Below are 13,026 nucleotides of genomic sequence, written 5' to 3' on the forward strand. Positions count from 1 at the left end.
CTCCAAGTCATCCCATCACCACCACGGTGACCGGATAGCGCCTGTCACGGCGCTGCGCGCCATGCCCGGCGCACATAAAAAAAAGGGGCTCAAAGAGCCCCCTTTTTTCCGGGTGACCGGGTCACGCCTTGCGGTATACCTTGACGTTGCTAAAGCCCTTCTCCTTGAGATAGAGGGCCTGCAATTTACTCATCACCCCCTTCTCGCAATACAGCAGATAGGTCTTAGCCTGATCCAGGTCGCCAAACTGAGTGGCCAACTTGTAGAACGGGATATGCAACAGCTCGTGACCCGGTACGTCGAATGGACGCTCGTCATGCTCATCCGGGGAGCGGATATCCAGAATCACCTCATCGGCCGCCAACTCCTGTACCGTTTCGACCTCTTGCACCTGGGCCTGAGTCTCTTCGGCAATGGCGCGGATATCCATCCAGCGGGTCTGGGCGATCACCTGATCCAGAATACCGAAATCAAACTTGGCCTCTTCCGCCAGCACCTTATCAAAGCGTGCCTTGACCGTCGGCTTGTTGGAGATAACACCACAGTACTCCGGCATGGTTTCGGCAAATTCCAGCGTTCCTATCCTGCGGGCTTCATCAATGATGTCCTGCTTGTCGCTGACGATCAGCGGACGCAGGATCAGCGTCTCGGTGACCCGGTCGATGACCGAGAGATTAGTCAGCGTCTGACTGGATACCTGACCCAGACTTTCGCCGGTGACCAGGGCCTCGATGCCTAAATCCTCGGCCAGACGGGAGGCCACACGCATCATCATCCGCTTGAGGATCACCCCCATCAGGCTGTTATCCACCTTCTCCAGAATTTCGGCCACGATGGGCTCGAAGGGGACGGCCAGAAACTTCACCTTGTGCGAGGCGCTGTACTTGTTCCACAGGTAGTAGGAAACCTGTTTCACCCCTACCTCATGGGCGGCACCGCCCAGATTGAAGAAGCAATAATGCACCCGGCAGCCACGCTTGATGAATTGATAGGACGCCACCCCCGAGTCGAAGCCGCCGGAGATCAGGCTCAGCACATCTTCCTGGGTCGACAGCGGGTAACCGCCGAGTCCGGGATGGATGTCGGTAATCAGGTACAGCTTGTCATCCTCAATCTCCAGATTGATCTGCAGATCCGGATTTTTTAGCCGCACGCCACCCGTCGCATGATTCTGGTTGAGGCCACCGCCCACATAACGCTCGACCTCGATGGAGGTAAACTCATGCTTGCCATGCCGCTTGACGCGGACACAGAAGGTTTTACCCGCCAGCTGGTCACCATATAGGGCCGCCGTGCGCTCATAGATGTCGTGGACCGTGCTGAAACGGAACTCCTGCACCTCCAGGAAGCACTGGATACCCGGCGTGCAACGCAGGATCTCCACCAGTTGATCCCGCATACCCGGGGCGTCATTGTCACAACTCACCACCAGCTTGTCCCAATCCATGCGGACTCGTACCGAGGGTTCGACACGCCGCAACACATTGCGGATATTCCCCTGCAACACCTTGATCATGCGCTGACGCACGGACTTGCTCTTGATGGTGATTTCGGGGAACAGCTTGATGATAAATTTCATGGACCACGCTCTTGTTAACCGCAACGAATCGAATAATTCCGACAACATGGCTATCTCGCTCATCCAGGCAAGATGGCCGCAACTGACCCGCCGCAACACACGCCGACCTCAGGCCTGGAGCCCGGGTCGAGAAACCGTACGATGCAGTGGGGGGCGGAATTATAACCAAGCTTGCTGCAACCCCCAAAACTTCCGTGGCCTTTCTCACAAAAAACAGCGAATGCAGCTCCGTCTGACCCGGATATGGTGGCTGCCACTGTTTCCGGAACGATGGTAAGATGGCGCCGGTTTATCACCCCCAAGTCCGAGGATAGCGTCATGGCCGGCAAACGAATTGATACCCTGAGTTTTGATGCCACTCTGGATGAGCTGGAAGGCATAGTGCAGCAGATGGAACAGGGGGAATTGCCACTGGAAGACGCCCTCAAACAGTTTGAACGGGGTATTCAGCTGGTCCGTGCCGGTCAGCTCAAGTTGACCCAGGCCGAACAGAAAGTTCAGATCCTGCTCAGCGAACAGGATCACAGTGAGCTCGTCCCCTTTGAGCCACAGCAAGGAGAATAAGTCGTGAGTCTGGAAGCCTTCTCCCAGCAGTATCGCCAGCGGATTGATGCGCTACTGCAACACCATATCGATGAGCTCAGCGATGTGGCGCCTCAGCTCAAGGCCGCCATGCGCCATGGCCTGTTGCTGGGCGGCAAGCGGGTGCGCCCATTCCTGGTCTATGCCACCGGCAATCTGCTGGGGGTCGCCGATGAACTACTGGACGGTCCGGCCGCGGCCATCGAATGCATTCACGCCTATTCGCTGATCCATGATGATTTGCCCGCGATGGACGATGATGATCTGCGCCGCGGCCATCCGACCGTGCACAAGGCATTTGATGAAGCGACGGCCATTCTCGCCGGGGATGCCTTGCAAACCCTGGCATTCAGCATTCTGGCCGATCATCCGCTCCCCGATGTGTTGGCCAAAAACCAGATCCAGATGCTGAGCCAATTGGCCCGTGCCTCTGGCTATGCCGGCATGTGTGGCGGCCAGGCACTAGACCTGGCAGCCGAGGGGCAGCAGGTCGACCTGAAGGCACTGGAGCAAATCCATCGCCACAAGACCGGGGCGCTGATCGAATGCGCCGTGACGCTGGGGGCCTTGTGTCATCATCAGATCCAGCCGGATCAACTCGCCGCCTTGCAGCAATACGCCGCGGCTATCGGTCTGGCTTTCCAGGTTCAGGATGACATTCTGGATATCACCAGTGACACCGCAACCCTGGGCAAACCGCAAGGATCCGATGTCGCACTGGCCAAGAGCACCTACCCGGCCCTGCTGGGTCTTGATGCGGCCCGTGAGCTGGCTCGTGAGCTGCATCGTCAGGCATTAGCGGCGATAGCGCCATTGCCCTACAATACCCACATCCTGCGCGCCTTCGCCGATTATATTGTCGAACGAGCCTACTGATCGCCTATAGAAGTATTTGATGAGTCTCGATATTAGTCATTACCCGCTCCTGGCCCAAGCCAACACCCCGGATGAACTGCGGCAACTGCCGCAGGAGCGTCTGACCGACCTGTGCGATGAATTGCGGCAATATCTGCTGCGTTCGGTGAGCCGCAGCAGCGGTCACCTGGCGTCTGGCCTCGGCGTCGTCGAACTGACGGTGGCCCTGCATTATGTCTACCAAACCCCGCAAGATCGTCTGGTCTGGGATGTGGGTCACCAGGCTTACCCGCACAAGATCCTCACCGGACGCCGGGAGCGTATGCAGACCATTCGCCAGAAAGATGGCTTGCATCCTTTCCCCTGGCGTGAAGAGAGCGAATACGACACCCTCTGCGTCGGACACTCCAGCACCTCCATCGGGGCTGCGCTGGGCATGGCGATCGCCGCCAAGAAGGAAGGTCTGGGCCGCAAGGCCGTGGCCATCATCGGGGATGGAGCCCTGACCGCCGGTATGGCGTTTGAGGCCCTGAACCATGCCGGCGATCTCCATGAAGATCTGCTGGTGATCCTCAACGACAACGAGATGTCCATCTCCGAGAATGTCGGCGCCCTGAACAACCACCTGGCTCGCTGGCTCTCCGGTCAGCTCTACACCACCATCCGCGAAGGCGGCAAGAAGGTGCTCTCCGGTTTGCCGCCGGTGAAAGAGCTCGCACGTCGGGCCGAAGAACACCTCAAGGGGATGGTGATCCCGGGCACCCTGTTCGAGGAGTTCGGTTTCAACTATATCGGCCCCATCGATGGTCATGACGTCAACGCCCTGATCAGTACCCTGAAGAACATGCGCCAGCTCAAGGGTCCCCAGTTACTGCATGTGATGACCAAGAAGGGCAAGGGCTACGAGCCCGCCGAGAAAGATCCCATCGGTTACCATGGCGTGCCCAAGTTCAATCCAGACGATGACTGCCTGCCCAAGAGCAGCGGCGGCAAGCCCGGGTTCTCCGCCATCTTCGGCCAGTGGCTGTGCGACATGGCGGCGCAAGACGAGAAGCTGATTGGCATCACCCCGGCCATGCGGGAGGGTTCCGGTATGGTCGAGTTCTCCCAGCAATTCCCGGACCGTTACTTTGATGTCGCCATTGCCGAGCAACATGCCGTCACCCTGGCTGCCGGTATGGCCATCGAAGGCTTGAAGCCGGTTGTCGCCATCTACTCCAGCTTCCTGCAGCGCGCCTACGACCAGTTGATCCACGATGTGGCACTACAGAATCTGCCGGTGCTATTTGCCATCGACCGGGCCGGGATCGTCGGTGCCGATGGCCCGACCCACCAGGGGGCGTTCGATATCAGCTTCCTGCGCACCATCCCCAACCTGACCATCATGACGCCATCGGATGAAGACGAATGTCGGCAGATGCTGTACACGGGTTTTCAGCTGGGAACACCGGCGGCGGTGCGTTATCCCCGCGGGATCGGCTCCGGAATCACGCCGCACATTGCCATGCAGGCACTCCCGATTGGCCGTGGACGTGTGCTGCATCAAGGCAAGGAGATTGCCATCCTGGCATTCGGCACCCTGTTGCAGCAGGCCAAACCGGTCGCCGATGCACTGGATGCCACCCTGGTGGACATGCGCTTTGTCAAACCTCTGGATGAAGCCCTGCTGGCAGAGCTGGCCGCTAGTCACCAGACTCTGGTGACACTGGAAGAGGGCTCACTCATCGGTGGCGCCGGTTCGGCAGTCAATGAAGCCTTGCAGCGACTGCGCGTGTACAAACCCGTGCTGAATCTGGGCTTGCCGGATCGCTTCATCGAGCAGGGCTCCCAGGCGGAGATCCTGCAACTGCTGGGTCTGGATGCCGCAGGGATCGAGGCCAGCATCCGACAATTTATCGCGGCCTGATCTCATCACGCCGCTCCTGGTTCAAGCCCATAAAAAATGCCCTCAAGAATGAGGGCATTTTTGTATAGCCAGCAAGCTACTGCGGATTAATGACGACCGCAACCACCGCCGCCACAGCAACCATCCGCCTTTTCAGCATGGTCGTGATCATGGTCATGACCGTGACCACCACAGCACTCATGGTCATCACCATGATCATGGTCGTGAGCGTGGCCATGACCACCGCAGCAACCTTCGTGGCCATGATGATGGTCATCGGCGCCATGGACGTGACCGTGGGCGATCTCTTCGGCAGTAGCGGCACGCACATCACGCACAGCGACGCTAAAGTGCAGATTCACACCCGCCAGCGGATGGTTGGCATCAACCTTGACAAAGTCTTCGGTGACTTCGACCACAGTCACCGGACGGTGACCATCATCGGTATCGGCAACGAAGGTGTCACCCTCAGCCACTTCCATGCCGTCAAACAGTTCGCCCGGGACGCTCTGCACCAGATCGTCCTCGTATTCGCCGTAGGCTTCCGCAGCCGCGACATCCAGTTCGAAACTGTCACCGATCTCACGGTCATACAGGGCTTTTTCCAGACCCGGAACCAGGAAACCTGCGCCATGCAGGTAAACCAGCGGCTCACGGCCTTCGGTGCTGTCCAGCACGTCGCCGGACTCGTCAGAAACGGAATAGTCGAGGGTAACAACGCTCAGATGGCTTACTTTCATGTCAGGTTCCCGGTGTTGGCGCCCCGGCAACAATGGGGCGTAAAAAAGTTGCGCTCAGCATACCGGAAAAAAATCGGAGTGAACACTCTCCCGCCACGGCGAAAAGCCAGGAAAAACACAGTGAATCTGCCTTGTGGACGCATTTTTGCGTATAATCCGGCCCATTGTTTTTAGGCCTGTTGGCGTTCATGTCTTATCCAGTTCATTTTGAAACCCAGTCGGCCCACCGACTGGAATTGCTTGGCCGTCATCGCCAGCCCTCGGATCAGTTGCTTCACCTGCGTGCCGGTAGCCTGCTGATGCGCCTTGGCCGCGACGAATTTGTATTACGTCAGGGCGATCTGTTCTGGCTGCCTGCCGATTGTCTGCATGGCCTGACCCTGTGGCAAGGCTGTCAGTTCAACCGTATCCGTTTCTCGGTCCGGGTCCGTGGTGAACGTCCACGTGCGGCGGGTTATTTGCATCATCACCCGCTGCTGATGCCCCTGTTGGAACGACTGGAACGGCAATTAGCTGCCGCCCCGCTGGATTGGCAGGGTCATAGCGGCCGCTTGAGCCGTCTACTGGCCGATTTGTTACCGGAGTTCAAAATCAGCAGCCATGCTGCAGCGCCCATCGACAAAGGGGTGCAGTGCGCCCTCGCTACGGTGCGGCAAGGCGGCGACCTGACGGCGATCGCCAATGCCTGCCAGCAGACACAGGGGCTCTCGCCACGGGAGGTGCTGGATCAGTTCAAACAGCAGCTGGGTCTCGGCCTCATCGAGTGGCTGGAACAGTGGCAGTTGTACCAGACCTTGCAGCATCTCAAGCAAGGCTTGAGTGAAGAACAAGCCTTCCGCAAGGCCGGGTTCAGTACACAGGAACAATATCAGCAAGCCCAGCAACGCTATCGCCCCTGATGCTTGCAGCGGCCCCCCAATTTTCGCCCGCAGGTCATCCCTGCCTGAACGACGAGATGCACCATGATCATCGCCAGTGAAATCGAACTGTTACGCGGCAATACCAAGCTGCTGGATAATGCCTCAGCCACCATATTCCCCGGCCATAAGGTCGGGCTGGTCGGCAAGAACGGCTGCGGAAAGTCCTCCTTCTTCGCCCTGCTCAAAGGGGAGCTCGCGGTCGATAACGGCACCCTGACGGTCCCTTCTGGTTGGCAAATGTCGAGTGTGGCTCAGGAGACCCCGGCGCTGGACAAGCCAGCGCTGGAGTATGTAATGGACGGAGATCGGGAATACCGCGCTCTGGAGGCGGAGCTGGCTCTGGCCGAGCAACAAGGCGACGGTATCAAGGTCGCCGAGCTGCACGGCAAGCTCGAAGCTATCGGTGGTTATAGCATCCGTGCCCGGGCCGGAACCCTGCTACATGGTCTGGGGTTTGCCAGCACTTTGCATGAGTCACCGGTTCGTGCCTTCTCCGGGGGCTGGCGTATGCGCCTGAATCTGGCCCAGGCCCTGCTCTGCCGATCCGATCTGCTGTTGCTGGATGAACCGACCAACCACCTGGATCTGGATGCTGTGATCTGGCTGGAAGGCTGGCTCAAGAGCTATCGCGGCACCCTGATCCTGATCTCCCACGACCGGGATTTTCTGGATCGGGTGATCAACCGCATCATCCACATCGAAAATGGCAAGCTCAACGAATACACAGGCGGCTACTCCGATTTCGAACTGCAGCGCGCTGAATTACTGGCTCAGCAGCAATCACTGTACGAGAAGCAACAAGTGGCGTTGAGTCATATGCAGGAGTACATAGACCGCTTCCGCTACAAGGCGAGCAAGGCCCGTCAGGCCCAGAGCCGACTCAAGGCCATGGAGCGGATGGAGCGTATTCTCCCGGCCCATGTCGACTCCCAGTTTCAGTTCAGTTTCCGCGAGCCAGATGCCCTGCCGACGCCGCTGATGATGATGGAAAACTTGAGTGCCGGTTATGGTGACAAACTGATCCTGGAGAAGATCAAACTCAATCTGGTGCCCGGCTCGCGCATTGGCCTGCTCGGCCGCAATGGCGCCGGTAAGTCTACCTTCATCAAGTTGCTGGCCGGTGAGCTAGCCCCCTTGTCCGGCAAGCTGGAATTGGCCCGGGGCGTGAAGATTGGCTATTTTGCCCAGCACCAGCTGGAGTATCTGCGCAACGATGATACCCCGCTGGCCCACCTGGCACGTCTGGCCCCCGATAAAACCGAGCAGGAGCTACGCAGCTTTCTCGGTGGCTTCGGCTTTCACGGTGACAAGGCGCTGGATCCGGTCGGTCCCTTTTCGGGCGGTGAAAAAGCGCGACTGGTGTTGGCGTTGGTAGTCTGGGGCAAACCCAACCTGTTGCTGCTGGATGAACCGACCAACCACCTGGATCTGGAGATGCGTGAAGCCCTGACCATGGCCTTGCAAGGCTTCGAAGGCGCCATGGTCATCGTCTCCCACGATAGGCACTTGCTGCGCACCACCACCGATGATCTCTACCTGGTCCACGACAAGCGGGTAGAAGTGTTCGATGGCGATCTGGATGACTACCACAAGTGGCTGCTGGCTCTGGAGAAGAGCCAGAACAGCAATGACGGTAGCAGCGAGGGTGGCAGTAACTCCGCTGCCACGCGCAAGGATCAGAAGCGCCGGGAAGCCGAGTTCCGTCAGGCGATGCGCCCGCTGAAACAGAAGCTGGAGAAGCTCGAAGCCCAAATGGAAAAACTGCAGCAGCAGCTCGCCACCCTAGAGCTGGCGATGGGCGATCCGGAGCTCTACACCGAAGGCGCCAAGAGCAAACTGACCCAGTTGCTGGCCCAGCAAGGTCCGCTGAAAAATCAGCTGGAAGAAGTCGAGATGGCATGGATGACGCTCGGCGAAGAGCTCGAAGCCAAGGAGCAAGCCTTTGCTGACGGCGAATGAGTTCTGGGAGTTAAGCCAGAGTCTGTATGCGGCCCCCGCCGTGCAATCCGCCTGCTTGCTGGCCCAGCACCAGCACGGTGCCGAGGTGAACCTGCTGCTGTTGCTGGCACTGCTACAGACCCGTGGCTGGCGGGGGGACTACCGGCCCTTGCTCTATGCGGCAGCGCCCCTGTTACCGGTATTGCAGGATTTGCGCTTGCTGCGCCGCGCCCTGAAACCCAAGCTGGCGCCCAGCGATTATGCCCGCTTGCTGACTCATGAATTATCCTTGGAGCGGCAGATGCAGCAGCGACTGCTGGCGGCTCTGGAGGCTCAGCCAGGCGTCTATCCAGCCACGGCGGATAGGCAAACTCCGGCTTGCGTCCTGGCCGACTATCTTGGATCTATCGGTGTTACCACACCCCAACGTCAGGACCTGATAGCACTCTTGCTGGCTCAGGCTTCCATTATCCACACCGCAGGCCGCACGTCCCTGCCGCCGTTATCCGAGGGATCCCCATGCTGAGTTATCGTCACGCCTTTCACGCCGGTAACCACGCCGACGTCCTCAAGCACGCCGTCGAGACCCTGATCATCGAACAGCTCAAGAGCAAGGAAAAACCCTTCTGCTATCTGGATACCCATGCCGGTGGCGGCTGTTACGACCTGAGTGGCGAATGGCCGCAGAAAAAAGCCGAATATCTGGATGGGATCGCCCGTCTGTGGCCAGAACGCCAGCACTGGCCGGAGTTGGCAGCCTACTGGGACGTCATCGCCACTCTCAATGAGTCGGAGTTGCGCTTTTATCCGGGGTCACCGGAAATTGCCCGCCATCTGCTGCGTGAGCAGGATAAATTGATGCTGATGGAGCTGCACAATCAGGAGATCGAGATCCTGCGCCGTCATATAGGCAGCGACAGTCGCAGCGCCATTCATCACCGCGACGGCTTCGAAGGGTTACTGGCCTTGCTGCCCCCGACTCCGCGCCGGGGTCTGGTACTGATGGATCCGCCCTACGAGCTCAAAGAGGATTATCAACGCGTGCTGCAGACCCTGAAAAAGGCGATGCAGAAGTGGGCAACCGGCATCTATGCGCTCTGGTATCCCATCCTCGGCAAGGATGCGGATCGCAGCCGTAGCATGCTGGAATTATTCAAATACGCCGGCTTTCCCTCGGCGCTGGTCGCCGAGCTGGAAGTGGCGGCACAGCCTGATGAATGGGGCATGAATGGCTCGGGCATGTTGATCCTCAATGCCCCCTGGCAGCTGGATGGCCAACTGACGACCCTGCTCCCCCGCCTGTGCACACAACTGGCCCAGAGCAACGAGGCCCGCTGGCGTCTGGAGTGGCTCGCCAAGCCGGAGTAACAAGCCAACCGTTCCTATCGGAGGACGCATAAAAAACAAAAAGGCCCGCTGGGCCTTTCTGTTTTTATAATCTCCCGCGGATAACTCACGCGGATGACTATAGCTAAGGAGCTAAGGGTTACCCCCAACAGTTGGCTGGCGTTTTTTGATCTTGCTGGTTAATCGTCAGAGTGGTACAGCCGGTGTCCTTGAGCTGGGGCGAGCCGCTGCTGACCGTCGCCGTCAGTGTGTAGCTGGCTCCGCTTACGGTAGAGGCAAATGTATAGTGGTCGATACTGGCGCCACCGAGCAGGGCAAAATCCGTGGTATAGCTGCCACTAGTCACTCGCTGTTCTTCCTGTTTCAACTGGGCAGACAGCAGATGCTCCAGAGCCTCGGCACGCCGACTCTTCAGCATATGGGCCTGAAAGGATGGATAGGCAATCGATGCCAGTATGGCGATGATGGCCACCGTGATGATCAGCTCCAATAACGTGATCCCGCGACATCTCATAATCTAAAGCTCCTGATTGCATCGGCTCTGCGGCTGGATAATATAGCCTACACTTTAACAAGATGGTTACATCCATTTCCCTAAGAGTAGGCCACCCATGACTTCTTGGCGCCCTTGTGATGGTTTTACCTTGATCGAAGCACTGCTGGTGATCGTCCTTCTGCTGATCGTGGTCACCATCGGTGTACCCAGCTTTCTCGAACTGCGCCAGAACCAGCAACTGGCGGGTGTCGGCCAAGCCTTGGCCTCGGATCTGCAACTGGCACGCACCGAAGCGGCAAAAACCAACAATCCTAATGTGGCGCTCTATTTTTTCGATGATAGTGACTGGTGCTGGCGGATATCGGATCGGCCCGCCAGTAGCTGTAATAGCTGTTCTGCCACCTGCGACATCGGCAGCGATGGTATCACCCGGGGGGCCGATCGCGCCGACTATCCACAAGTAGTCATGCAGCAGGAACTCACAACCAGCAACCGTCTAGCGGTCGGTGCACGACGCGGTGTGCTGCAGCCCACTCAGGCCGATGACCGAATTTCATTCACTCTGGACAGCAAACAATTGCGGATATGGTTCACGGCCACTGGACGTGCCCAACTCTGTACCCCAAGCGGTACGCAGTTGAATGGAGTAGCAGCATGCGAATGAATCTGAGGCGTGGTTTTTCAATGGTCGAGTTACTGGTTGCCCTGGTGGCCGGACTGATTATCGTCGGCACGGCGACGACCCTGTATGTCTCGATTATTCGGGCCAATGCCACCTCGGTACAACTTTCAGCCCTAAATCTGGGCATGCAGAGTCTGCTCGATGTGATGGAGCGGGATATTCGCCGCGCCGGATATTTTGCCAATGCCTCGCTGAATCTGTCTCGCGACGCCAATGGGAACCCGGTCATAGCCCCGACTGATCGCACCGCCATGTTCAGTCTGATGGCCAGTGCCGGCAGCAGCACCACCACATGGCAGGACATGCAACGCATCTCGGTCGCTGCGCCGCTCTATGACTGCATCTTACTGCGCTACGATGCCAATGATGATGGCTCCATTGCCGGCACGGATGAAATCATGGGCTACCGCTTCAAAAGCACCGAGCTAGGCCTCGAGTTTAGACAGTGGGCCACAGTTGCCACTCAGCTGACCACCCCATCGCAATGCAATGACGACACCGGCTGGAACAATATCAGCCAGGATGGTCAGGTACGGCTCACCTCCGTCACCTTTGCGATTACCCCCGCCGCCGGTTTCTCGGTCCCGACAGGACAAAGAACCATCACCATCTCTATGGTTGGACGAAGCCAACAAAAACCGGCCCTGTCTCTGACCCTGCAGCGGCAGGTAAGGATGCGCAATGACCAATACTAATCGCCAACAAGGGTTTATTGCGCTGACCATCACCCTCATCATACTGCTGCTGGTGATCTCGCTCAGTATCATGACCGGCAAGGTATTGGTCGGTGAACAACGCATTGCCGCCAATGAAATGCGCTATCGCGAAGCCCTGGCCAATGCCGAAGCTAATTTGGAAACTGGGCTGAGCCTTATCGCCTCCGCCGGAGTCAGTGCCATTCCATCTCTGCCCACTGAAGTTTCAGCGGCAGAGTCAACAATTGCTGTTGGCCCAAGAAATATGCCAATGCTTAACTTTAGGGCAACCGGCAACTCGATTGATGGCTCGGCAGGGCAAGCAACCGTTCGCGTTCAGGTGGTGATAATGCCCATCGTGGTAGGGACTCCCGATTCACCGCTCATGCTGGCCGCCGGTATGGCCGTGGGTGGTAACTTTATGGTCGTCGCCAACCCCAATGGCGGCGGACCCGGTGTTCCACTCTCCATCTGGACGAAAAAACATGTCGAATTAACCACAGGCTCGGGTACCACCTGTGGTCAGCAGGAATGGGCCAACGGCACCTGTAGCTCTTCGCCCTATAGCGAGCCCGGCAGAGTAGAAGGTGACATTCTAGACGATGATGCAACCTTCCCTCCCGACTTGTTGCAGTACGTATTTGGCGTTAAAGATGACGCCGCAGGCATGCTGACGCTAGAGCAGCGCGCCAAGGCGTTACTCACCAACTGCGATACCTTGAATACCAGCAGTTCGGGTTTTTACATCGTTGATGGAACCTGTCGCCCCAATGGAACTGTGGGTAGCCGAACCAAACCTGTGGTGCTACTGATCCGCAATAGCGATCTAGACATGGTTGCGAACACGCAGGTGTTTGGTATCGTCTTTTCCTACGATAGCCATCCCGAGGTTGCCCCCACCTATGACCTGAAAATGAACGGTACAGCCACAATCTGGGGCTCTCTAATAGCAAACTACGAAGTCGATAACGCCAAAGGCACCTTTAACGCCGTCTACGATGCGGCAACGCTCAGTAACATCCAGAACAACAACCAGGACTTTGTGTCCCTTTACAAGGTGCCGGGTAGCTGGCGTGACTGGTAGGAGTCATCATGAACAGAATCAATATCCACCGCGGTTTTAGCCTGATCGAAGTCATGCTGGCTTTTATCATAGTCGCGGTCAGTGCAGCAGGACTCGTCAAGCTGCAAAATAGCTATATGAAACAAGAAGGCAGCAGCAGCGGTAAGCGTTCACCAGCCCCCCGTTGACAGTCGAATGTGACGATCATCTCTTGATCCCCTTTCGGGGGTTGATAGATCCTCCC

The 13,026-nt window shown here is 57.8% G+C and carries 14 protein-coding genes; 11 read left to right on the forward strand and 3 right to left on the reverse strand.

Going from position 1 to position 13,026, the window contains the following annotated elements; translation table 11 throughout:
• Positions 1-121: 121 nt before the first annotated feature.
• Positions 122-1,579, reverse strand: a complete 1,458-nt coding sequence (gene thiI, locus ACYVG7_RS12320; protein ID WP_460883393.1) for a tRNA uracil 4-sulfurtransferase ThiI — start codon at positions 1,577-1,579, stop codon at positions 122-124.
• Between the two features lie 318 nt (positions 1,580-1,897).
• Here thiI and xseB point away from each other — a divergent pair, with 318 nt between their 5' ends.
• The 3 genes from xseB to dxs are packed head-to-tail and all read left to right on the forward strand — an operon-like array spanning position 1,898 to position 4,922.
• Positions 1,898-2,143 carry an exodeoxyribonuclease VII small subunit gene (gene xseB, locus ACYVG7_RS12325; protein ID WP_460883394.1) on the forward strand — a complete coding sequence of 82 codons (246 nt, stop codon included), beginning with the start codon at positions 1,898-1,900 and terminating at the stop codon, positions 2,141-2,143.
• A gap of 3 nt (positions 2,144-2,146) precedes the next feature.
• Entirely contained in the window at positions 2,147-3,037 is an 891-nt protein-coding gene (ispA, locus tag ACYVG7_RS12330; RefSeq protein WP_460883395.1) for a (2E,6E)-farnesyl diphosphate synthase, read from the forward strand.
• A 19-nt stretch (positions 3,038-3,056) separates the two neighbouring features.
• Positions 3,057-4,922: a 1-deoxy-D-xylulose-5-phosphate synthase gene (gene dxs, locus ACYVG7_RS12335; protein WP_460883396.1), complete on the forward strand. Its 1,866-nt coding sequence runs from the start codon at positions 3,057-3,059 to the stop codon at positions 4,920-4,922.
• Between the two features lie 86 nt (positions 4,923-5,008).
• Here dxs and slyD read toward each other — a convergent pair whose 3' ends face one another.
• Positions 5,009-5,641 carry a peptidylprolyl isomerase gene (slyD, locus tag ACYVG7_RS12340; protein WP_460883397.1) on the reverse strand — a complete coding sequence of 211 codons (633 nt, stop codon included), beginning with the start codon at positions 5,639-5,641 and terminating at the stop codon, positions 5,009-5,011.
• Positions 5,642-5,829: 188 nt separating this feature from the next.
• Here slyD and ACYVG7_RS12345 point away from each other — a divergent pair, with 188 nt between their 5' ends.
• The 4 genes from ACYVG7_RS12345 to ACYVG7_RS12360 all read left to right on the forward strand — a co-directional run bounded on the left by ACYVG7_RS12345 (position 5,830) and on the right by ACYVG7_RS12360 (position 9,867).
• On the forward strand, positions 5,830-6,540 hold the full coding sequence (locus ACYVG7_RS12345; protein WP_460883398.1) for a cupin domain-containing protein: 711 nt from the start codon (positions 5,830-5,832) through the stop codon (positions 6,538-6,540).
• Between the two features lie 63 nt (positions 6,541-6,603).
• Positions 6,604-8,520, forward strand: a complete 1,917-nt coding sequence (locus ACYVG7_RS12350) for an ABC transporter ATP-binding protein (protein WP_460883399.1) — start codon at positions 6,604-6,606, stop codon at positions 8,518-8,520.
• On the forward strand, positions 8,504-9,025 hold the full coding sequence (locus ACYVG7_RS12355) for a TIGR02444 family protein (RefSeq protein WP_460883400.1): 522 nt from the start codon (positions 8,504-8,506) through the stop codon (positions 9,023-9,025). The genes ACYVG7_RS12350 and ACYVG7_RS12355 overlap by 17 nt, the downstream gene beginning before the upstream one ends.
• Positions 9,019-9,867: a 23S rRNA (adenine(2030)-N(6))-methyltransferase RlmJ gene (locus tag ACYVG7_RS12360; RefSeq protein ID WP_460883401.1), complete on the forward strand. Its 849-nt coding sequence runs from the start codon at positions 9,019-9,021 to the stop codon at positions 9,865-9,867. Before ACYVG7_RS12355 ends, ACYVG7_RS12360 begins: the two co-directional genes overlap by 7 nt.
• A 118-nt stretch (positions 9,868-9,985) precedes the next feature.
• On the opposite strand, the gene ACYVG7_RS12365 is transcribed toward ACYVG7_RS12360, so the two are convergent.
• A complete protein-coding gene (locus ACYVG7_RS12365; protein ID WP_460883402.1) occupies positions 9,986-10,360 on the reverse strand; it encodes a type IV pilin protein in 375 nt (124 codons plus the stop codon).
• A gap of 97 nt (positions 10,361-10,457) precedes the next feature.
• Here ACYVG7_RS12365 and ACYVG7_RS12370 point away from each other — a divergent pair, with 97 nt between their 5' ends.
• The 4 genes from ACYVG7_RS12370 to ACYVG7_RS12385 are packed head-to-tail and all read left to right on the forward strand — an operon-like array spanning position 10,458 to position 12,970.
• Positions 10,458-11,006, forward strand: coding sequence for a pilus assembly FimT family protein (locus ACYVG7_RS12370; protein ID WP_460883403.1), 549 nt, complete (start codon positions 10,458-10,460; stop codon positions 11,004-11,006).
• Positions 10,997-11,719: a prepilin-type N-terminal cleavage/methylation domain-containing protein gene (locus tag ACYVG7_RS12375; RefSeq protein ID WP_460883404.1), complete on the forward strand. Its 723-nt coding sequence runs from the start codon at positions 10,997-10,999 to the stop codon at positions 11,717-11,719. Before ACYVG7_RS12370 ends, ACYVG7_RS12375 begins: the two co-directional genes overlap by 10 nt.
• Positions 11,706-12,803: a PilX N-terminal domain-containing pilus assembly protein gene (locus ACYVG7_RS12380; RefSeq protein WP_460883405.1), complete on the forward strand. Its 1,098-nt coding sequence runs from the start codon at positions 11,706-11,708 to the stop codon at positions 12,801-12,803. Before ACYVG7_RS12375 ends, ACYVG7_RS12380 begins: the two co-directional genes overlap by 14 nt.
• Positions 12,804-12,811: 8 nt before the next feature.
• Positions 12,812-12,970, forward strand: coding sequence for a type IV pilus modification PilV family protein (locus tag ACYVG7_RS12385; protein ID WP_460883406.1), 159 nt, complete (start codon positions 12,812-12,814; stop codon positions 12,968-12,970).
• Positions 12,971-13,026 lie beyond the last annotated feature (56 nt).

The organism is Pseudaeromonas pectinilytica (assembly GCF_054780855.1).

Bases quoted from the DNA above. Each gene is read 5' to 3' on its own strand.
- ACYVG7_RS12385 (WP_460883406.1), top strand. From the start codon at position 12,812: ATGAACAGAATCAATATCCACCGCGGTTTTAGCCTGATCGAAGTCATG.
- dxs (WP_460883396.1), top strand. From the start codon at position 3,057: ATGAGTCTCGATATTAGTCATTACCCGCTCCTGGCCCAAGCCAACACC.
- ACYVG7_RS12370 (WP_460883403.1), top strand. From the start codon at position 10,458: ATGACTTCTTGGCGCCCTTGTGATGGTTTTACCTTGATCGAAGCACTG.
- ACYVG7_RS12380 (WP_460883405.1), top strand. From the start codon at position 11,706: ATGACCAATACTAATCGCCAACAAGGGTTTATTGCGCTGACCATCACC.
- thiI (WP_460883393.1), bottom strand. From the start codon at position 1,579: ATGAAATTTATCATCAAGCTGTTCCCCGAAATCACCATCAAGAGCAAG.
- ACYVG7_RS12375 (WP_460883404.1), top strand. From the start codon at position 10,997: ATGCGAATGAATCTGAGGCGTGGTTTTTCAATGGTCGAGTTACTGGTT.
- xseB (WP_460883394.1), top strand. From the start codon at position 1,898: ATGGCCGGCAAACGAATTGATACCCTGAGTTTTGATGCCACTCTGGAT.
- ACYVG7_RS12365 (WP_460883402.1), bottom strand. From the start codon at position 10,360: ATGAGATGTCGCGGGATCACGTTATTGGAGCTGATCATCACGGTGGCC.
- ACYVG7_RS12360 (WP_460883401.1), top strand. From the start codon at position 9,019: ATGCTGAGTTATCGTCACGCCTTTCACGCCGGTAACCACGCCGACGTC.
- ACYVG7_RS12345 (WP_460883398.1), top strand. From the start codon at position 5,830: ATGTCTTATCCAGTTCATTTTGAAACCCAGTCGGCCCACCGACTGGAA.
- ACYVG7_RS12350 (WP_460883399.1), top strand. From the start codon at position 6,604: ATGATCATCGCCAGTGAAATCGAACTGTTACGCGGCAATACCAAGCTG.
- slyD (WP_460883397.1), bottom strand. From the start codon at position 5,641: ATGAAAGTAAGCCATCTGAGCGTTGTTACCCTCGACTATTCCGTTTCT.